The sequence below is a fragment of the Actinosynnema sp. NPDC023658 genome, assembly GCF_040639995.1.
GTDB lineage: Bacteria > Actinomycetota > Actinomycetes > Mycobacteriales > Pseudonocardiaceae > Actinosynnema.
In genome coordinates this window covers 1-18,900 of record NZ_JBFAAX010000081.1, presented here as the reverse complement: position 1 = coordinate 18,900, position 18,900 = coordinate 1, and the positions used below count along the sequence as shown (strand labels likewise).

Here is an 18,900-nt window from a genome sequence, read left to right as displayed (position 1 = left end):
CCCGACGATCGGAAAGCGTGATCGTCGGGAGATGAGCCGCGAACGACCGACGCGACCTCGCGTGGCGGTCGGTGGCGGCGGACGTGCCGGAGGTCAGCCGACGCGGGCCTCGTCGAGGCCCCGGGCGACCGCGAGGCGGGTGGCTTCCTCCGCGAACATGTCCACGTCCAGCGGCACGAAGGGGGACACCTTCACGTCCAGCCGCGACCCGGTCGCCTTGGCCTGCCACGTGCCCAGGACGTCGCCGTCCACGAGCAGCGCGCCGCGCCGGCCGAGGATGCGCCACACCTGCTTCTGGTGCTCCTTGTCCGGCACGAGCAGGTCGCGGTCGCGGGCGTTCAGGTAGGGGTCCAGCGGCGGCAGCAGGCGGACCACCTCGGGGTCCGGCGGGTTCTCGAACGCCTCGACCCGGTCGGCGGGCAGCCACGCCCGCTTGGACACGGGGACCAGGTCGTCCGGCCACACGTCCTTCACCTCGCGCACCGGGGCGCCGAAGTAGTGCGCCACCTCCGACGGCCCGGCGGGGCCGTGCAGCCGCAGGTAGTCGGTGATCAGGGCGTCGAAGCCGCGGGAGGCGTCCGGGACGTCCCGCCGGTCCTCCAGGGGCACGAACGTCACCGTCCGCTCGGCCGGGTCGAACCGCAGCCCGGCCGGCAGCACGGCGAGGCGGAAGATCGGGTCGAGCACGTGCGTGGCGTCGCAGCCGCGGCACCAGCCGGTCAGCTCGGGCCGCACCCGCGACGTGAGCCGGGACGACGCCTCGCCCTTCGTCATCGGCTCCGTCACCACCTCGCGCAACGCCGACGCGACCTCGTGCAGCGCCGCGAGCCCGTCCTCGACGGGCGGCCGGTTCATCCGGGCCACCGCGTCGGCGTCGCTCAACGGCCACAGCCGGGCCGCCAGCGCGGGCACCTCGTCGGTGCGGTGCCAGTGCGGCGCACCCCGGACGCTCCACGTGAGGGTGAACGCGTCGAGGTCGGGCACCCGGTCCAGGCGGGCGGCCAGCGCGGGCACCGCCGACCGCTCCGAGTCCTGCAGCCCGAGGTCGAGCACGCGCAGGTCGGACGCGTCGGCCGTGCCGCGGTCGAACTGGTGCGCGGCGACCCGGTAGGCGATCACCCGTTCCCGGTCAGCCAAGGTCGTAGTCCAGGGTGATCAGCTCGTGCTCCAGCCGGGCCGTGCCGGAGATCCCGGCCAGCTCGCCGGTGCCCGACCCCGGCACGATGTGGCCCCAGAACTGCTCGCCGGCCGCGGACATGATCGCGCCGTGCTGGATCACGAACGTCCCGGACCGGCCGTCGACCGCGCCGACGAACCGCTCGGTGCCCACGTAGCCCGCCGAGCCGTCCGACGGTTGGCACATCGTCAGCTCGGCGGTGCTCGTCCCCTCCACGACCCCGCTGTAGACCTTGCCCACGACCGCCCGGCCCAGCTGCGGCTCGGCCTCGTCGTAGACGGTCTGGTCCCAGCTGGTGATCTTGAACGTCGACTTGGATTCCATGCGGGGCATCCTGACAGGGAATCCTGTCAGCTGCTGTCAGCTGCGCGGCACCTCCAGCCACGAGTCCGCGCCGAACGCGACCGACGAGCCGAGCGTGCTGGAGCCCTTGTAGCGGGCGTCCACGGTGTCCACCACCAGCACGAGCCGGTTGCCGGCGGCCACGTCCCACACGACGGGCTCCAGGGCCAGGTCGACGGTCCTGGCGCCGGTCCCGGTGATCGTGACGGGCTTGTGCGTGACCAGCGCGCCCAGGCCCAGCCCGTTCACCTCGTACAGGTAGGCGTAAAGGGTGGTCTTCGCGGCGGTCGTCGTCACGGTGAGGTGCGCGCGGGGCGTGCCGCTGACCGTGGTGGCGCTCCACTGCACGGCGCCGCGCCAGACGGCCGCCGCGTTCCGGTCGATCAGCGGCGTCGAGACGCCCACCGGGATGTTCAGGAAGCCCTGCAACGCGCCGGACACCAGGACCGTGCCGCTCTCCGCGATGGTCGGCCACCCGGTGCCGATGCGGTCCGCGGCCAGCGGCACCCGATCGGTCCGGGTGGTGGCCGCCGCCCACGACGGGAACGACCGCCAGCCGCCGCCGTTGTTCGGCTTGACCTGCACCGGGTTCTCGCGGTCGATGCCGTTGTCCACGCCCTTGAGGTGGTGGTCGAACCAGCGGCCGACGGACGCCCAGATGTCGTTGGGCAGCCCGGCCGCGCCGAACAGCTCGGCGGTGGCGTGGTCGCCGGGCGAGAGCATGAGCCGCTTCGGGCCGCTCAGGGCGGTGAAGAAGTCGGTGATCTGGCTCGGCGCGAACAGGCCGTCGTTCCAAGCGTTGCCGATCATCACGGCCGCCTTGATCGACGACACGTGCGTGGCCGGCGAGCGGGGCGGCGAGATCGGCAGCACGTCCGCGAACCGGTCGTCCCGGTAGGCGGCCTCGGCGTCGCGCAGCACGGATCCGGGCCGGCCGGTGAGGTGGCCCGCGGCCAGCAGCAGCTCCACGGCCTGCGCGTTGACCGTCTCGTTCGGGTAGAGCGAGCGGGCCAGGTCGGTCCACGTGCTCAGCGCCGTCACGGCCTTGATGCGCGGGTCGGCCGCGGCGGCGAGCAGGGACTGGCCCGCGCCGTAGGAGATGCCGCCGACGCCGATGCGCGCCGGGTCGCCGTTCGCGTGCGCGAGGCCCCAGTCGATCACGCGGCTGACGTCCGCGACGGTGTCCGGGCCGGCCACGTCGATCTCGCCGGCCGAGTCGTAGAACCCGCGGGAGGTGTAGCTGATCACCGAGTAGCCGGACTGGTAGGCGAGCTTGGCCGCCGCGCCGACGTACTCGATGTCGTTCACGCCCCAGCTCGACGGCAGCACGAGCAGCGGGAACGGCCCGTCGCCCTGCCCGGTGGGCGTGACGACGAAGGCCTTGAGCGGCGTGCCGCCCTGGCCGGGGATGGTCTCGTAGGCCACCGCGAAGCCGGGCGCGGCCTGGGCGGGCGGCGCCAGGACGAGCGCCACCAGGGCGGCGAGCAGCAGGGGGAGTGATCGGCGCACGAGGTCCTCCTTGACCGTGACCGGGATCACGCAGGGTGTTACCGGTGAGTAAAGCGGATGTCTACTCGCGAGTAGCAGAGGTCTGTGACGCAGCTCACCCAGGCGGGGGACGTGGCACGATGCGGTCATGCGGTTCGGATCACGACAGGTCGCCGGGGATCGCGCGCTGGTGATGGCGATCGTCAACCGGACGCGCGACTCCTTCTACGACCGCGGCGCGACGTTCTCCGACGACGCCGCCATGGCCGCGGTGGACCGGGCGGTCGCGGACGGCGCGGACATCGTCGACATCGGCGGGGTGAAGGCGGGCTCCAAGGGCGAGGTGGTGGACGCCGCCGAGGAGGCCCGGCGGGTCGTGCCGTTCGTCGCGGCGGTCCGCGAGCGGCACCCGGACCTGGTGATCAGCGTCGACACGTGGCGGCACGAGGTGGGCCGCGCGGTGTGCGAGGTGGGCGCGGACCTGATCAACGACACGTGGGCGGGCGCCGACCCGGTGCTGGCCGAGGTGGCGGCGGAGTTCGGCGTGGGCATCGTCTGCTCCCACACCGGTGGCCTCGGGCCGCGCACCGACCCGCACCGCGTCCGGTACGCCGACGTGGTGGCGTCCGTGGTGGCGGAGCTGGTGGAGCGGGCCGAGCGCGTGGTGGCGCTGGGCGTGCCCGCGGCGGGCGTGCTGATCGACCCGACCCACGACTTCGGCAAGAACACCTGGCACGGCCTGGAGCTGCTGCGGCGGTTGGACGAGCTGGTGGCGACCGGGTGGCCGGTGCTGATGGCGCTGTCGAACAAGGACTTCGTGGGCGAGACCCTGGACGTGCCGGTGGAGGACCGGGTGGACGGCACGCTGGCCGCGACGTCGGTGGCGGCGTGGACGGGCGCGCGCGTGTTCCGCGCGCACCAGGTGCGGCAGACCCGGCGGGTGGTGGAGATGGTCGCGAGCATCGCGGGCACCCGACCGCCGGCGCGGGTGCTCAGGGCGTTGGCCTGATGTCGGACTGGTTCGCGTCCCACACCTGGCAGAGTCCTCAGTGGACGGTCCCGGAGCTGGTGGCGCGCAAGGCGGGCCGCACGGTCAGCGTGGTGCTGCCCGCGTTGGACGAGGAGGCGACGGTGGGGGACGTGGTCGGCGTCGTCCGCCCGCTGCTGGGCACGCTCGTGGACGAGCTGGTGGTGGTGGACTCCGGCTCCACCGACGCCACGGTGGCGCGGGCGTCGGCGGCGGGCGCGCGGGTGGTGCACCGGACCGACGTGCTGCCCGACCTGCCACCCCGACCCGGCAAGGGCGAGGTGCTGTGGCGGTCGCTGGCGGCGACCTCCGGCGACCTGGTCGTGTTCCTGGACTCGGACCTGGTGGACCCCGACCCCGAGTTCGTGCCGTCCCTGCTGGGCCCGCTGCTCACCCGTGACGTGCACCTGGTGAAGGGCTTCTACCGGCGACCGCTGCGGCTGGAGAGCACCGGCGGCGGCCGGGTCACCGAGCTGGCGGCCCGACCGCTGCTCAACGCCCTGCGCCCGGAGCTGGCCGGGGTCGTGCAGCCGCTGGGCGGCGAGTACGCGGGCACCCGCGAGTTCCTGGAGTCGGTGCCCTTCGCGCCCGGCTACGGGGTGGAGATCGGGTTGCTGCTCGACGCCCACACCCGGTACGGGCTGGACGGGATCGCGCAGGTCAACCTGGGTGTGCGCAAGCACCGCAACCGGGACCTGCGCCAGCTCGGGCCGATGGCCGCTCAGATCACGGTCACCGCGCTGCGCCGCTGCGGCGTGCCCGTGGCGTCGTCGGAGCTGACGCAGTTCGTGCCGTTCGACGGCGAGTGGCTGCCGTCGCCGGTGGACGTGCCCGCGGAGGACCGGCCCGCCATGCGCTCGGTGCTCCAGCGGTCGCGGTAGCCGCCGGGGGACGCGACCAGCTCGGCGTGCGTGCCCCGCCGGGTGATCCGGCCGTCCTCGAACACCAGCACCAGGTCGAAGTCGACCAGCGGCGCGAGGCGGTGCGTGACCAGCACGACCGTGCCCCGGGCGTGGTCGAGCACGCGGCGCAGGACCGCGTCACCGTGGTCGACGGCCAGGCCCTCGACCGGTTCGTCCAGCAGCAGCACGTCCGGGTCGGCCAGCAGCGCGCGGGCCAGGAGCAGGCGTTGGCGCTGGCCGCCGGACAGGGCGTCGCCGTCCTCGCCGACGACGGTGTCCCACGGCACGTCCAGGTCCACCAGCGCGGCCACCCGGTCCAGCTCCTCCCGTGACGCGTCGGGCCGGGCGAGGCGGACGTTGGCCTCCGCGGTGGAGTGGAAGACGTGCGCGTCGTCCAGCACGCCCTTGGCGACACCGGGGTGCGCCGCGGCCAACGCCCGCAGGAACGTGCTCTTCCCCGCGCCGCTCGCGCCCACGACCCCGATCCGACCGACCGGCAGCTCCACCGCCGGCGCCGGCGTCCCGGCGGCCCGCAGCGCCTCGCGCACCCGGCTCACCGAGCCCCGCACCTCGGCCCACCGCTGCGCCGCCGACGTCAACGGCACGGCCACCTCCAGCACCGCCACCGAACCCAGCACGACGTGCGCGGGCGCACCCGTCCGCAGCAGCACCAGCGCCACCCCGAACTGCACGACCACCGCCACCGCGGCCAGGACCGCCGCGCCCGAGCCGCCCCGCCGCTCCCGCTCGGCCAGCGCGTCGACCACCCGGCCGGTCGCGTCGAGCTCCCGGTCCAGCGCGCCGAACGCGGTCAGCTCCGCCGCGCCGTCCAGCAGCACGACCGTGCGTTCGGTCAGTTCCGACCGCAACGGCGCGAGGGCCTCCAGGTGCCGGGCCGCGAGCGCGTGGGCGGCCCACGGCAGGAGGCCCCCGATCGTCAGGAGCCCCAGCGCCAGCGGCCACGCGAACCCCGTGGCGACGAGCGCGAGCACGCCCACGACCGCTGTCACCGCCGCCGGCAGCAGGCAGCGCAGCAGCGCGTCCTGCACCGCGTCCACATCGGACACCAGGCGGGTGAGGGCGTCGCCGTGGCTGAGTGCACCGCCGTGACCGGGGGTTCCGCCGGTCGGGGAACGGCGCAGCAGCGCGTCGTAGACCCGGCCGCGCAGCTCGGCCAGGTGCCGCAGCACGGCGTCGTGACCGGCCAACCGCTCCGCGTACCGCAGACCGCCGCGTGCGACGGCGAACATCCGCACCGCCACGATCGCCACCGTCAACGCCGACAGCGGCGGCTGCTCGGCGGCGCGCGTGATGAGCCACACGGCGGTCGTCGTCAGGCCGATCCCGGCCAGTTCGGCGGCGACCCCGGCGGCCACCGCGAGCACCAGCCGCCTCACCGGAACGCCACCACCCGGTCGACCTCGTCGAGCATCACCGGGCGGTGCGCCACGACCAGCGCCGTCCGCCCGGACGCGAGCCGCCGCGCGGCCCGCAACACCGCCTCCTCGGTCCCGTTGTCCAGGCGGGACGTCGGTTCGTCGAGCAGCAGCATCCGCGCGTCGTCCCGCACCAGGGCGCGCGCCAGCGCGACGCGCTGCCGTTCGCCGGAGGACAGGGGGTGGTCGGCGTCGGCCAGGTGCGCCAACCCCATCTCCGCCGCGGCGGCCCGCGCGTCACCGCCGGGCGACCCGAGGGCGATGTTCCCGACCACCGTGCCGGGGAACAGCGTGGGCCGTTGGGGCACCCACGCGAGCTGCCGCAACCACGACTCCCCGTCGACCTCGCGCAGGTCCACCCCGCCGACCAGCACCCGCCCCGACGCGGGCGTCACGAACCCCATCAGGACCGCGATCAACGTGCTCTTCCCGACCCCGCTGGGACCGACCACCCCGACCCGCTCACCCGGCGCGATCCGCAACGACACCTCGCCCAACGCCTCCCGCCCCGGGTACCGCACCACGACCCGGTCGACCACGATCTCGGCGTGCCGCAGGTCGGGGGCCCGCACCCCGGTCACGGTCACGGTTCCGCCGTTCCCCGCTCCCGTACCCGCCGCTCCCGGGCCCGCAGCCCTCGGGTTCGCCGCCTCCACGGCCTCCAGCACGGCCAGCCCCTCGGCGGAGGCGTGGAACTGCGTTCCGGCCGCCCGCAGCGGCAGGTAGGCCTCCGGCGCCAGCAGCAGCACCAACAACGCCACCTGCACCGTCACCCCGCCGTGCAGCAGCCGCAACCCCACGGGCACGGCCACCAGCGCCACCGACAGCGTCGCCACCAGCTCCAGCACCAGCGCCGACAGGAACGCCACCCGCAACGTCCGCATGGTCGCCGCCGCGTGCGCCCCCGCCATCGCCCGCACGGTCGCCGCCTGCGCCGCCGCCCGCCCGAACACCTTCAACGTGCCCAACCCGCGCACCACGTCCAGGAAGTGCCCGCCCACCACGGACAACCCCTCCCACTGGGCCCGCGTCCGGTCCCGGGTGTGCAGGCCCACCAACGCCGCGAACACCGGCACCAGCGGCAACGTCACCAGCACCACCACCGCCGACGTGAGGTCGGCCGACGCCAGCCGCACCACCACCGCCACCGGCACCACCGCCGCCACCACGAGCTGCGGCAGGTACCCGGCGAAGTACGGCTCCACCGCGTCCAGTCCCTTCACCACCAACGTCGCCACCGACCCCGCCCGCTCCGACGACCCGCACGCCCCGCGCAGCACCCGCCCGCGCAACGACGCCTTCACCGACGACGCGGCCCGCTGCGTGACGACCCGACCGCCCCACACGACGACCCCGCGCGCCACGACGACCGCCACCAGCCACCACGCCGACCCGCCGCCGGACAGCACCTCGGCCAGCACCTCGGCCTGCGCCAGCACCATCCCCGCCGTCACCACCGCCAACGCGGACAGGACGACCACGTACCGCCGGTCAACGTGCCGCACGGGACATCCACCAGGTCGCCCACTGGAACACCAGCACCAGCGGCACCACCACGACCGCCGCCCAGGTCAGCACCCGCAACGACGCCACGTCGGCCATCACCGACGCCGTCACCACCGACCGCGCCCCGAACACCCCCACCACGGGCAACGCGCACAGCGCGGCGCTGCAACCGAAAGCCGCCCGCCACCGCCCCGCCCGCAACGCCACCCGGGCCCCGACCAGCAACCCCAGGGCCGCCACCGCCGTCACCCCGAACGCGGGCGCGGGCACCGGACCGGCCGTGAGCACCGCCGCCACCACGAAAGCCGCACAGGGCAGCAGGAGCCACCGCGCGCACCGCACCGCCCGTTCACGCAGGTCACCGGACAACCGCCAGGTCAGGAAAACCGCGCCGTGCAACGAGAACAACGCCACCAGCCCCGCACCCCACAGCACCGGCGGCCCGCCGAGCACCCGCCCCAGCAGCACGCCCCAGCCCACCGCGACCACGAGCGCGCCGCCCACCAGCGGGAAGTCCCACGCGGGCGACCGCAGCTGCACGGCCGCCGTGAAGCACACCAACCCGGCCAGCAGCGCCGCGAACACCGTGTGCTGGGACGAGAACAACTCGCCCTCCAACCGGGGGAACGCGCCGAACAACACGCCCACCGCCGCGACCAACCACACCTCGTTGCCGAGGAAGAACGGCGTCACCGCCCGCAACACCACCCGCCGCGACCGCTCGTCCCGCCCGATGAACCGCAACAACACCCCGACCCCGTAGTCGAACCCCGCCAGCGCGAAGTAACCGCAGGTCAGGAACGTCAACAGGGCTACCTGCACACCTTCCACCACACACCCCCTACAGAGCCGGAACGAGCGGCGACACGGGCGCCTCGTCGGACGACACCGGTCCGCGCCGCGCCAACCGGGCGATCAGCACCCAGTCGGCGGCGGCCAGCACCGCGAACACGGCCGTGAACGCGATGAACGACACGAGCACCTGGTCGCGGCTGACGTGCGCCATCGCGTCCTGCGTGGTCAGCACGCCCTGGATGAGCCACGGCTGCCGCCCGACCTCGCGGAACAGCCACCCGCCGATCGCCGCCACGAACGGCAGCGGGATGCCGACCACCATCAGGTACAGCGGGAACCGCAACCGCACCACCCAGTCGCGGAACAGCAGCGGCACGGTCACCCAGCTCACCACCAGCAGCACGAGCCCGATCTGGATCATGACCCCGAGGCCGGTGCCGTCGACCGCGCCGACCGTGTCGAACTTGTCCGGCTGGTACTGCCGCACGACCGGGAACTGACCGAACCCGAACCCGACCAGCACCGGCGTGGCGAGCGCCGTCATCACCACGCCCAGCCGCAGCGACCGGCGGAAGAAGTCGACCTCGGTCGTGCGCCGGATGAAGTGGTAGGCGCTGACGCCGGTCAGGAACACCCCGCCGACCGTCAACGACGCGAAGCACACGTGCACCAGCGCCCGGCCGAACGTCGGGTTCGCGAGCAGCGCGGAGAAGTCGACCAGCCGCAGCACGCCGTCGCGCAGCTCGTGCCCGACGGGGTGCTGGAGGAACGCGTTCGCCACCATGACCCAGAACGCGGAGGCGAACGCGGTCAGCGCGACGAGCCAGATGAGCGCCAGGTGCACCCACTCGGGCAACCGGTCCCAGCCGAAGATCCACAGGCCGAGGAACGTCGACTCCAGGAAGAACGCCACCAGCGTCTCCATGGCCAGCGGTGCGCCGAACACGTCGCCGGCGAACGTCGACAGGCCCGACCAGTTCAGCCCGAACTGGAACTCCATGACGATGCCGGTCGCGATGCCGAGCGCGTAGTTCACCACGTAGAGCCGACCCCAGAAGCGCGCCATGCGCGCGTGCACCGGGTCGGCGGACAGCGTGGCCCGGGTCTGCATCACCGCCACCGCCGTCACCAGTCCGAGCGTGAGCAGCACGAACAGGAAGTGGAACGACGTCGTGGTGGCGAACTGGAGCCGAGCCAGTCCGAGAGCATCCATGAGCAGACACGCTATATGTAGGCAGACAACTCAACATCGGGGATGTCCCGGATCCCGACCCCCGTCCCGATCCGTAGAGTCACCGACCATGAAGTCCGACGCGTTGCGCGGGCACCTCGACGCGCTGCTGCTGGCCACGCTCGACGGCGGCCGGCTGCACGGCTACGCCATCATCGAGGCGTTGCAGCAGCGCAGCGGCGGTGCCCTCGACCTGCCCACCGGAACCGTCTACCCGGCCCTGCGCCGACTGGAGACCGCGGGACTCGTGGCGAGCGAGTGGAGCACCGTCGCCGGGCGCCAGCGCCGCACCTACCGGCTCACCAAGGCGGGCGAGCGGGCCCTGGCCGACGAGCGCACCGCGTGGCGCGAGTTCACCACCGCCATCGAGGGTGTCCTGGGAGGCGGGCCGTGGCCGGCGCAGGCGTGATCGACGACTACGTGACCGCCCTGGACCGCCGGCTGCGCGGCCCCGCGCCGGTCAAGGGCGACCTGCTCGCCGAGGCCAGGGACAGCCTCCACGACGCCGCCGCCGCGCACCGCGAGGGAGGGCTCACCGAGGAAGCCGCCCAACGACGCGCCGTCGCGGAGTTCGGCCCGGTCGGCACCATCGCCCGCGAGTACCAGGGCGTCCTCGGCCTCGCCTACGGCGCCCGCACCCTGCGGTCGGTCATGGTCGTCCTCCCGCTCGCGTACGTGATGTGGGAGCTGAACCGGAAGTTCTGGATCGGCGCGTGGGCCGACTTCGACGCCCCGCCGCCCGACTGGTACCTCACCATCGCCCGCTTCAACGACACCTCGGCGTGGCTGGTGGCGGGCGCCGCCGTGCTCGCCCTGCTCATCGGGCGACGACTGGCCCGCACCGCCGTCAGCACGACGACCCTGGCCCGGCTCGCGGGCGTCGTCGCCGCCGGCGCAGTCGGCGTCTCGGTGCTGGGCAACGTGGCGATCCTCGCCGCCACCGCCTACCTGGACGCGTCGAGGCTGCTCCTGACGCCGCCGGTGGCCGCCGCGACGGTGTTGTCGTTCGCCATCGCACTGCGGCTCGCCGTCCTGGCCCGGCGGTGTCTGGTGTTCTCGTCGGTGTGACCGGGCGAGCATGTGTCACGATCGTCACGTGACCTCAGCGCTCTTCTACATCGTCATCATGGCGCTCGTCGCGGCCGTGGTCTTCCTGCTCGCCGCGCTGGTGTTCGGGCGGGGTGAGGAACTGGCGCCGCTGCCGCCGGGCGCGTCACCGACCCGCCTGCCCTCCGACGACGTGACCCCTGCCGACGTGCGCGACCTGAAGTTCCAGCAGGTCCTGCGCGGCTACAAGATGACCGAGGTCGACTGGGCGCTCGACCGGCTGGCCGGCGAGGTCGAGCGGCTGCGCGCCCGGGTCACCGAGCTGGAGGCCGAGCTGGGCGTCGAACCCTCGCCCCACGCCACCCCGGCCGCCCTCACCCCCGGCCGCTCGCCTGACCGCTCGCCTGACGGCGACCCCGACCGCGAGTCCGACCGGGAACCCGAACGCGACCGGGCCTGACCTGCGGGGACAGCACCGGTGAGCCTCCAGTCGCGGCCCACCTCCCCGCCGACCGCACCACCGCTGCCCGCCACCGCCACACACCGACCGGCGGCGGTCGCGGCGAGTTGTCCACAGTCTCACCCCGACGTCCGGCGGCTGTCGGTGCACTCTGGCAGGATCAAAAACAGGGGTCCCCTGGGCGGGTACCCCTGCGAAGCAGCACGGCGACTCCGGACCGGGCCGCGAGCAGACCCGAGCCGGGCCGGACCGGAGCGCCGAACCGAACCGAAGCCTGAACCGAAGCGCCGGACCGGGTGAACCGAAGCCCGAACCGAGCAGGACTGTGCGGGACCGAGCAGGACCGAGCAGGACCGAGTGCCAGGATCGGGCCGACCCGGGAAGCCGGACGACCCGGACGACCCGACCGACCGTGAGCCCCGCCAACCCCCACCGCCAACCACCGCCGACCGCGACGTCAGCCCGACCGCCGCCCCCTTCGACCGTGAGCCGCCGACCATGAGCGCAGCCCCGAGCCCGACCGTGAACCGCCACCGCGCCCTCGACCGCGCACCTGACGAGGCACTCCACCGCGCACCCGAGCGCGCGCCGGACCGTGGTCGTCGACCGGGACCCCGACCCGGCACCCGAGCGGGGGAGTCGGCATGAGCCGGCTGGAGCTGCGCGTGCAGGTCGAGGCGCCCGCTGCGACGACGTGGGCCGCGCTCACCGACTGGGCGCGTCAGGGTGAGTGGATGCTCGGCACGACCGTCCGCGTGACCAGCGGCGACGGGGCGAGCGTGGGCAGCGGGCTGGCCGCGTTCACCGGCATCGGCCCCCTCGGCTTCACCGACACCATGCGCATCACCGCCTGGGAGCCGCCGGTGCGCTGCGCCGTCGCGCACACCGGCCGGCTCGTGCGCGGCACCGGCGAGTTCCGCGTCGTCCCCCGCGGTGACGCGCGCAGCGAGCTCGTCTGGTCCGAGGACATCGCGCTGCCGCTCAACCTGGCCTTCGCGCCGGGCGTCAAGTGGTCGCTGCGCCGGTTCGCCACCTTCGCCCGGGAGTACCCCGCATGACCGACCTCGTCCGCTGCCCGTGGGGCGACAGCACCCCCGACTACGCCGACTACCACGACACCGAGTGGGGCGTCGAGCTGCACGGCGAGACGGCGATGTTCGAACGGATGGCCCTGGAGTCGTTCCAGTCCGGCCTGTCCTGGATCACCATCCTGCGCAAGCGGGAGAACTTCCGGGCCGCGTTCGCGGGCTTCGAGCCCCGGCGCGTGGCCGAGTTCGGGTCCGACGACTTCGACCGGCTGATGGCCGACGCGGGCATCGTCCGCAACCGGGCCAAGATCAACGCCACGATCAACAACGCCCGCGCCGTCGCCGAGCTGGACGTGCCGCTGGACGACCTGCTGTGGTCGTTCGCGCCCGAGCACCACGTGCGCCCCGCGACGATCGCTGACGTGCCCGCCGTCACACCCGAGTCGAAGGCGATGGCCAAGGAGCTCAAGCGCCGCGGCTTCGCGTTCCTCGGTCCCACCACCTGCTACGCGTTGATGCAGGCCACGGGCATGGTCGACGACCACATCGCGGCCTGCTTCCGCGCCGCCGCGGCGCCCACCACCGGGACGGCCGCGACTACCGGCCGGTGAACGTCGGCTTCCGCTTGGCCACGAACGCGGCCACCGCCTCCCGGTGGTCCGCCGTCGCACCGGCCTCCGCCTGCGTGCGGGCCTCCACGTCCAGCGCCGCCGCCAGCTCCCCGGAGAACGCCATCGCCTCCTTGATCTTGGCGTAGGCGGTGGTCGGACCGGCCGCCAGCTGCCGGGCCAGCGCCTGCGCCGTCGACAGCACCTCGCCGTCGGGCACCACCTGGCCCACCATGCCGATCCGCAACGCCTCCCGCGCGTCCACCGGCTGCGCGAGCAGCATCATCTCCATCGCCCGACCGTGCCCGATCAGGCGCGGCAACGTCCACGACGCGCCCGAGTCCGCCGTCAGCCCCACGTTCGCGAACGCCATCAGGAACTTCGCGCCCTCACCGGCCACCCGCAGGTCGCTCGCGAACGCCAGCGACGCGCCCGCGCCCGCCGCCATGCCGTTCACCGCCGCGATCACCGGCTTCGGCATGCCCACGATGGCCTTGATCAGCGGGTTGTAGTGCCGCTCGACCGTGTGCAGGGGCGCCGGGTCACCCGACTCCAGCAGCGCGACGTGCTCCTTCAGGTCCTGACCGGCGCAGAACGCCTTCCCCGCGCCGGTGATGACGACCGCGCGCACGGCGTCGTCACCGGCCGCCTCGACCACCGCCTCCAGGAACCGCTCCTTCAACGCCACCGTGAACGAGTTGAACGACTCGGGCCGGTTGAGCGTGAAGGCGCGAACGCCGTCAGCGTCGTCGATGAGGAGTTCGGACACGGGAAGACCTCCGGTTCAGTGGTGTGCGAGGCAGTCGTCGACGAACTTGGCCACCGCGGGCGCCAGCCGGTTGGTGTGCCGGTCGAAGAACCCGGCCGCGTGCGCGCCCGGCCAGTCGCCCGGCAGCAACTCGCGCGGCAGGCCAGGGTCGCGGAACAGGAACTTGCGCCAGGCGTGCAGGAACCGCTGCGACGCCGCGAACGCCGCCGCCGGCGACGTACCGTCCACAGCGGACATCACGGGCTCCCACTCGGCGACGAACCGGGCGTAGTCGCGGCCCAACGTCGCCAGGTCCCACGCCCGCGACGCCAGCTCCGACGGATCGCCCTCGTGCTCGCCGTGGAACGTGCTCGCCCGCACACCCTCACCCGCCAGCTCGTCGGCCAGCTCGGGCGACGGACGTGGTGCGATCCACGTCACGGGGCCCAGCGCGCCGTAGCCGAGCAGTTGCAGCGAGGAGGCGAGCCGGTCCCGCGCCTCACGCGCGGGCAGCTCCTCCAGCACCACCACGTGCCACCGACCGTCCCACGTGGACGGCCGGGTGCGGTAGATGCGCGCCGCCGCCTCGTCCAGCCGTCGTTCCGCGCGGGGTGTCATCGCGTAACCGGGGCCGTCCGGCAGCCGCACCGGCTCCAACCAGCCCTGTCGCACCGTGCGCGACACGGCCGTGCGCACGGCGGGCGCGGCGAAGTCCAGCGGCTCCAGCAATCGGACGAGCGCGGCGATCGTCGCCGCACCACCCCGCTCGCGGAGGTGGCCGCCGTAGACGTCGAAGAGCGCGGAACGGGCTCGCACGAGGTCCGAGTCTGTCAGGGCCACCCCGCGACACGCCACAGAGCCGGAACGGGTCACGACCAGGTGACGGTCGACGGCCGGTCCGGAAGTCGTTGCGGCACGGCGATCCTGGCCCTGATCTGCGGCTCCACGAAGATCGCCGGCAGGACGCCGGCGGGCCGGAAAGATCGGTTCGGTTTCGCTGCCGAGTCCGCATAGGGGAGAATGGGCGGAGTATCCGGCCCTGGTCGGACGGGGAAGATGTTGACGGAGGGAGCACGCGATGGCGGCCATGAAGCCCCGGACCGGCGACGGTCCCCTCGAGGTGACCAAGGAGGGGCGCGGCATCGTGATGCGCGTTCCGCTCGAGGGTGGTGGCCGCCTCGTCGTCGAGATGTCGGCGGACGAGGCCAACGCCCTGGGCGACGCCCTCAAGGCAGCCGCCGGCTGACCAGCCGGACCGAGAAAGCGTCGACGCCCCGGTTTCCACTGTGGAACCGGGGCATCGCTACGTCGCGCCACGCCGTCGGCTGACCCGCCGACCGCAGGTCGCGGACCCGCCGCGCCGAGCCCGTCACCTGCGGCTCGACCCTCGGGTTCGCCCGTCCGCGCGGCGTGGCACGACCCATTCACCCCACGACCCGCGGGCCTGGTCGGGCCCCACCTGGAGGTCCTCCGTGCGTGCACCCCTGCCCACCCCGCTGGTCACCGTCGAGGTGGCCGACACCCTCCGGCGAGGTGTGCCCGCGGTGCTCGTCGCGTTCCCCGGCGACCCGGTGCGGCTGGGACCAGGGGCGGAGCAGGTCGACGACCCGGCCGACGTGAGCGGCAGGGCCGGTGCGACGTCCCGGCAGGGCCGGACGTGGGTCGTCGGTGCGGGTGACGGCACGGCGGGCGACTGGCGCAAGGCGGGGGCGTCGCTGGTGCGGGCGTTGGACGCGGACGTCGAGAGGACCGGTGCGACGACGTTCGACGTGCGGCTGCCGGCGGACGTGGCGGCGGAGGCCGTGGCGGCGTTCACGCTGGGTGCGGCGGTCGGCGGCTACCGGTTCAAGGTGACCGCCGAGGAGCCGCCGAAGCGGGTGAAGTCGTTGCGCCTGGTCACCGGTGACGCGGGGCAGTCCGGCGCCGGGCTGGCGGACGTCGTGCGGAAGGCGAACACGCTCGCGGCGGCGACGTCGTTCGGTCGCGACCTGGCGAACACCCCGTCAAATGTGAAGGATCCGGCGTGGCTGGCCGCCGCGGCGGTCAAGGCGGCCCGCGCCGTGCCGGGCCTCGACGTCCAGGTCCGCGACGAGGCGTGGCTGGCCGAGCAGCGGTTCGGCGGCGTGCTGGCGGTGGGCGGCGGCTCGTCCCGTCCGCCGAGGTTCATCGAGCTGACCTGGCCCGGGACCGGAGCGGGTCAGCCGCACCTCGTCCTGGTCGGCAAGGGGATCACCTTCGACACCGGCGGCATCTCCATCAAGCCCGCCGACGGCATGCACCTGATGCGCACGGACATGTCCGGCGGTGCGGCGGTCATCGCGGCCCTGGTGGGCATCGCGAAGCAGAGCCTGCCCGTCCGGGTGACGGGCCTCGTGCCGGCCGCCGAGAACCACGTGTCGGGCTCGGCCTACCGACCGGGTGACGTCATCACCCAGTACGGGGGCACGACGACCGAGGTGACGAACACCGACGCGGAGGGCCGGCTGGTCCTCGCGGACGCCCTCGCCTACGCCGTGCGGAACCTGAAGCCGGACGTGGTGGTCGACGTGGCCACGCTCACCGGGGCGATGAAGGTCACGCTGGGCCTGCGCACCGGTGGCCTCTTCGCCACCGACGACGACCTGGCCCGGCGCATCTCGGAAGCCGGCGCGAGGGTCGGTGAGGCGTGGTGGCGCATGCCGCTGCTGGCGGATCTCGCGGAGGACGTGCGGAGCGACATCGCGGACGTCCGCCAGTGCCCGCCGGGGCCGGGCGGCATCACCGCGGCCCTGTTCCTAAAGGAGTTCACCGGCGCGGTCCCGTGGGCCCACCTGGACATCGCCGGCCCGGCGAGGGCCGACAAGGTCTACGACGAGGTCGTGCCGGGTGCCACCGGCTTCGCCGCCCGCACCCTGATCGAACTGGCCGAGACCTACACCCGCACCTCGTCGGACACGCCGCCAGACACGATCGGGTGATCATCGGCCGAACATGTACGGAAACACCGTTACCGAATCTCGTTTGAATCGAGGAACCGCAACCCCCCAACAACCCCGATCGACCCCCTCGACGCCCCCCACCCCACCCCCTTGCCATCGCCATCGCCACCGCCACTAGCAGCGCCGATGCCGGCCGCCTGCACACCCCGCCTGCACGTCCCCGTCAGCACGCCCCCGCCAGCGCGGCCCCGGCCCCCGCGCGAATGCCGGTCGGCCTGCGCCCACCCTCGCCCCGCTGCGCGGCCCCTGCGCGGGTCCGGCCGGGGGGCGGACCCAGGCGGCGGTGCGGACCTGGACCCACGCGGACCTGGGCGCGGATAGAGCGGGGGTGCGGGCGCGAACCCCGCGCGGCCCAGGTGGGGGCCCAGGCGGGCGGAGGCGGGCGCGGACCCACGCGGACCCACGCGGACCCGGCGCGGATAGGGCGGGTCGCGGACCCGGGCGCGGATAGGGCGCGGGCGCGATCCGCGTGCGGACCCACGCGGGGGCGGGGCGCGGATGTTGGCGCGGGTCGAGGCGGGGGCGGCCTCAGGCCGGCGCTGGGGCTGGGGCTGGGGTGCGGGGTCAGTGGGTGAGGGCGTGGTCGCGGAAGGCGCGGACGGCCGGTGGGAGTGGGATGTCGGCGGTCCAGACCAGGGCGATCTGCCGGGCCGCGCGAGGGGTGAGGGGGATTTCCGGCAGGCCCGACGGCGACTCGGCGTGCGGCAGCAGGGCGACGCCCAGACCGGCCGCCACCAGGCCCCGGACGGTTTCGGTTTCCTGGCCCTCGAACGCCAGCGCGGGCACGAAGCCGGCCGCCGCGCACAGGTCGTCGGTGATCTGCCGCAACCCGTACCCGCGCTCCAGGCCGACGAACTCCTCGCCCGCCAGCTCCGCGACCCCCACGGACGTGCGACCGGCCAGGCGGTGACCCGGCGGCACGATCAGGACCAGCTCCTCCTCGCGCACGACGGCGTGCGCGAACGCCGGATCGGCCGGGGGTGGCGCGACCAGGGCCAGGTCGACGACCCCGGTGGACAGGGCCTCCAGGATGTCCTGGCGCGAGTTCTGCACCAGCCGGAACCGCACGGACGGGTGGGCCTCGCGGAAGCCGCTGACCAGCGCCGGGACGACGGAACGGCCCAGCAGGTGCAGGAAGCCGAGCGCCACCTGGCCGCGCTCGGGTGAGACCTCCTCCGCCGCGGCGCGTTGGCCGGCCTCCAGGGCGGTCAGGGCGCGGTCCGCCGCCTCGCACAGGATCCGACCGGCCCTGGTCAGCCGCACCCGCCGCCCGGAGCGCACCACGACCGGGGCACCCAGCGACGTCCCCAGCGCGGCCAGCCACCGGCTCACGGTCGGCTGCGGCACGCCCGCGGCTTCGGCGGCGTGCGTCACGTGCTCGTCCTCGGCCAACGCCCGCAGCGCGGCCAGCCTCGGCACCAAGTCATCCAGCACAGCATGGATCGTGGCAGAAAGCCGAATTGGACGCATGGATTAGCGTCGAAGACGTGCCCAGCCGCCTGACTCCGAGCCGCCTCACCACCTCGGTCGCCGCCACCGGCCTGGCCACGTTCGCCCTGCTCTACGCCCCGCAGTCGGTGCTGCCCGACATCGCGGACGAGTTCCGCCTCACCCCGGCCGAGGCGTCACTCGCCATCAGCGCCGCCACCGGGGCCCTGGCCCTGGCAATCATCCCGATGGCCGCCCTGGCCGACCGCGTCGGACGCCGCCGCGTCATCGTCTGGTCGGTCCTCACCGCCGCCGCCCTCGGCCTCGCCCTCCCGCTCGCCCCGACCTACGAGACGCTCCTCGCCGCCCGAGCACTCCAGGGCGTCGCGACCGCGGGCGTCCCGGCGACCGCCATGGCGTTCCTCGCGCAGGAGGCGGGCAAGGCGCACGTCGGCGCGGCCATCGGAGCCCTCGTCGCGGGCAACAGCGCGGGCGGCATGCTCGGCCGCCTCATCACCGGCCTCACCACCGACGGCACGTCGTGGCGCGCCGCCCTGGCCCTCGCCGGCGCGTTTGGCGCGGCCTGCGCGATCACCGCCGCCCTCCTGCTCCCGCTGCCCGCCGTTGAGCGCGATGTCCAGCGCCAGCCCGAGGTTCGCCTCCTCCAGCGTGAACCAGTCCAGCGCCGCCGCGTGCGAC

General features: G+C 74.1%; 19 protein-coding genes and 1 pseudogene. 10 read left to right on the top strand and 10 right to left on the bottom strand.

Annotation, left to right across the window (positions count from 1 at the left end; translation table 11 throughout):
* Positions 1–93 precede the first annotated feature (93 nt).
* Genes AB0G02_RS12790 through AB0G02_RS12780 form a run of 3 tightly spaced genes read right to left on the bottom strand, consistent with a single transcriptional unit; the run spans position 94 to position 3,028 of the window.
* Positions 94–1,137 carry a crosslink repair DNA glycosylase YcaQ family protein gene (locus AB0G02_RS12790; protein WP_360793143.1) on the bottom strand — a complete coding sequence of 348 codons (1,044 nt, stop codon included), beginning with the start codon at positions 1,135–1,137 and terminating at the stop codon, positions 94–96.
* Entirely contained in the window at positions 1,130–1,501 is a 372-nt protein-coding gene (locus AB0G02_RS12785) for a DUF3224 domain-containing protein (RefSeq protein ID WP_360793141.1), read from the bottom strand. The genes AB0G02_RS12790 and AB0G02_RS12785 overlap by 8 nt, the downstream gene beginning before the upstream one ends.
* A gap of 36 nt (positions 1,502–1,537) precedes the next feature.
* The gene (locus tag AB0G02_RS12780) at positions 1,538–3,028 is read right to left on the bottom strand and encodes a CocE/NonD family hydrolase (protein ID WP_360793139.1); all 1,491 of its coding nucleotides are present in this window, start codon (positions 3,026–3,028) and stop codon (positions 1,538–1,540) included.
* Positions 3,029–3,155: 127 nt separating this feature from the next.
* On the opposite strand from AB0G02_RS12780, the gene folP reads away from it, so the two are divergent.
* Both folP and AB0G02_RS12770 read left to right on the top strand, forming a co-directional pair.
* Positions 3,156–4,016, top strand: a complete 861-nt coding sequence (gene folP, locus AB0G02_RS12775; protein WP_360793137.1) for a dihydropteroate synthase — start codon at positions 3,156–3,158, stop codon at positions 4,014–4,016.
* The gene (locus AB0G02_RS12770) at positions 4,016–4,915 is read left to right on the top strand and encodes a glucosyl-3-phosphoglycerate synthase (protein WP_360793135.1); all 900 of its coding nucleotides are present in this window, start codon (positions 4,016–4,018) and stop codon (positions 4,913–4,915) included. The genes folP and AB0G02_RS12770 overlap by 1 nt, the downstream gene beginning before the upstream one ends.
* A gap of 197 nt (positions 4,916–5,112) precedes the next feature.
* Here the strand turns inward: AB0G02_RS12770 and AB0G02_RS12765 are convergent.
* The 4 genes and pseudogenes from AB0G02_RS12765 to AB0G02_RS12750 form a co-directional block, all read right to left on the bottom strand.
* A pseudogene (locus AB0G02_RS12765) lies at positions 5,113–6,186 on the bottom strand (ATP-binding cassette domain-containing protein); the annotation flags it as partial.
* A 143-nt stretch (positions 6,187–6,329) separates the two neighbouring features.
* Positions 6,330–7,877, bottom strand: a complete 1,548-nt coding sequence (gene cydD, locus AB0G02_RS12760) for a thiol reductant ABC exporter subunit CydD (RefSeq protein ID WP_360793133.1) — start codon at positions 7,875–7,877, stop codon at positions 6,330–6,332.
* Positions 7,864–8,700, bottom strand: a complete 837-nt coding sequence (locus AB0G02_RS12755) for a cytochrome d ubiquinol oxidase subunit II (RefSeq protein ID WP_360793131.1) — start codon at positions 8,698–8,700, stop codon at positions 7,864–7,866. Before AB0G02_RS12755 ends, cydD begins: the two co-directional genes overlap by 14 nt.
* A gap of 19 nt (positions 8,701–8,719) precedes the next feature.
* Entirely contained in the window at positions 8,720–9,886 is a 1,167-nt protein-coding gene (locus tag AB0G02_RS12750) for a cytochrome ubiquinol oxidase subunit I (RefSeq protein ID WP_360793129.1), read from the bottom strand.
* An 88-nt stretch (positions 9,887–9,974) separates the two neighbouring features.
* Between AB0G02_RS12750 and AB0G02_RS12745 the strand changes: the two genes are divergently transcribed.
* The 5 genes from AB0G02_RS12745 to AB0G02_RS12725 all read left to right on the top strand — a co-directional run bounded on the left by AB0G02_RS12745 (position 9,975) and on the right by AB0G02_RS12725 (position 13,050).
* Entirely contained in the window at positions 9,975–10,313 is a 339-nt protein-coding gene (locus AB0G02_RS12745; protein WP_360793127.1) for a helix-turn-helix transcriptional regulator, read from the top strand.
* Positions 10,295–10,972 (top strand): permease prefix domain 1-containing protein, encoded by a 678-nt coding sequence (locus tag AB0G02_RS12740; RefSeq protein WP_360793125.1) that lies wholly within the window; start codon positions 10,295–10,297, stop codon positions 10,970–10,972. The genes AB0G02_RS12745 and AB0G02_RS12740 overlap by 19 nt, the downstream gene beginning before the upstream one ends.
* Before the next feature lie 28 nt (positions 10,973–11,000).
* The gene (locus AB0G02_RS12735; RefSeq protein WP_360793123.1) at positions 11,001–11,411 is read left to right on the top strand and encodes a DivIVA domain-containing protein; all 411 of its coding nucleotides are present in this window, start codon (positions 11,001–11,003) and stop codon (positions 11,409–11,411) included.
* A 644-nt stretch (positions 11,412–12,055) separates the two neighbouring features.
* Complete coding sequence (locus AB0G02_RS12730) at positions 12,056–12,469, top strand: SRPBCC family protein (RefSeq protein ID WP_360793121.1); 414 nt, start codon at positions 12,056–12,058, stop codon at positions 12,467–12,469.
* Positions 12,466–13,050, top strand: a complete 585-nt coding sequence (locus tag AB0G02_RS12725) for a DNA-3-methyladenine glycosylase I (RefSeq protein ID WP_360793119.1) — start codon at positions 12,466–12,468, stop codon at positions 13,048–13,050. The genes AB0G02_RS12730 and AB0G02_RS12725 overlap by 4 nt, the downstream gene beginning before the upstream one ends.
* Here AB0G02_RS12725 and AB0G02_RS12720 read toward each other — a convergent pair.
* Together AB0G02_RS12720 and AB0G02_RS12715 are read right to left on the bottom strand one after the other, a co-directional pair.
* Positions 13,037–13,816 (bottom strand): enoyl-CoA hydratase-related protein, encoded by a 780-nt coding sequence (locus AB0G02_RS12720; RefSeq protein WP_360793117.1) that lies wholly within the window; start codon positions 13,814–13,816, stop codon positions 13,037–13,039. The two genes, AB0G02_RS12725 and AB0G02_RS12720, sit on opposite strands and share 14 nt — an antisense overlap.
* 15 nt (positions 13,817–13,831) lie before the next feature.
* Positions 13,832–14,611, bottom strand: a complete 780-nt coding sequence (locus AB0G02_RS12715; RefSeq protein ID WP_360793115.1) for a PaaX family transcriptional regulator C-terminal domain-containing protein — start codon at positions 14,609–14,611, stop codon at positions 13,832–13,834.
* A 262-nt stretch (positions 14,612–14,873) separates the two neighbouring features.
* Between AB0G02_RS12715 and AB0G02_RS12710 the strand changes: the two genes are divergently transcribed.
* Both AB0G02_RS12710 and AB0G02_RS12705 read left to right on the top strand, forming a co-directional pair.
* Positions 14,874–15,041 carry a DUF3117 domain-containing protein gene (locus AB0G02_RS12710; RefSeq protein WP_012783412.1) on the top strand — a complete coding sequence of 56 codons (168 nt, stop codon included), beginning with the start codon at positions 14,874–14,876 and terminating at the stop codon, positions 15,039–15,041.
* A gap of 226 nt (positions 15,042–15,267) precedes the next feature.
* Positions 15,268–16,752: a leucyl aminopeptidase family protein gene (locus AB0G02_RS12705; RefSeq protein WP_360793113.1), complete on the top strand. Its 1,485-nt coding sequence runs from the start codon at positions 15,268–15,270 to the stop codon at positions 16,750–16,752.
* Positions 16,753–17,337: 585 nt separating this feature from the next.
* Here AB0G02_RS12705 and AB0G02_RS12700 read toward each other — a convergent pair.
* The gene (locus AB0G02_RS12700) at positions 17,338–18,207 is read right to left on the bottom strand and encodes a LysR substrate-binding domain-containing protein (RefSeq protein WP_360793111.1); all 870 of its coding nucleotides are present in this window, start codon (positions 18,205–18,207) and stop codon (positions 17,338–17,340) included.
* 53 nt (positions 18,208–18,260) lie between these two features.
* Between AB0G02_RS12700 and AB0G02_RS12695 the strand changes: the two genes are divergently transcribed.
* Positions 18,261–18,900: MFS transporter (locus AB0G02_RS12695; RefSeq protein ID WP_360793109.1), on the top strand; the 640-nt coding region annotated here is incomplete at its 3' end.

What these genes read in the sequence shown, in the direction of transcription:
- AB0G02_RS12785 (WP_360793141.1), bottom strand. Translation starts at nt 1,501, where the DNA reads ATGGAATCCAAGTCGACGTTCAAGATCACCAGCTGGGACCAGACCGTC.
- folP (WP_360793137.1), top strand. Translation starts at nt 3,156, where the DNA reads ATGCGGTTCGGATCACGACAGGTCGCCGGGGATCGCGCGCTGGTGATG.
- AB0G02_RS12770 (WP_360793135.1), top strand. Translation starts at nt 4,016, where the DNA reads ATGTCGGACTGGTTCGCGTCCCACACCTGGCAGAGTCCTCAGTGGACG.
- AB0G02_RS12750 (WP_360793129.1), bottom strand. Translation starts at nt 9,886, where the DNA reads ATGGATGCTCTCGGACTGGCTCGGCTCCAGTTCGCCACCACGACGTCG.
- AB0G02_RS12745 (WP_360793127.1), top strand. Translation starts at nt 9,975, where the DNA reads ATGAAGTCCGACGCGTTGCGCGGGCACCTCGACGCGCTGCTGCTGGCC.
- AB0G02_RS12730 (WP_360793121.1), top strand. Translation starts at nt 12,056, where the DNA reads ATGAGCCGGCTGGAGCTGCGCGTGCAGGTCGAGGCGCCCGCTGCGACG.
- AB0G02_RS12725 (WP_360793119.1), top strand. Translation starts at nt 12,466, where the DNA reads ATGACCGACCTCGTCCGCTGCCCGTGGGGCGACAGCACCCCCGACTAC.
- AB0G02_RS12710 (WP_012783412.1), top strand. Translation starts at nt 14,874, where the DNA reads ATGGCGGCCATGAAGCCCCGGACCGGCGACGGTCCCCTCGAGGTGACC.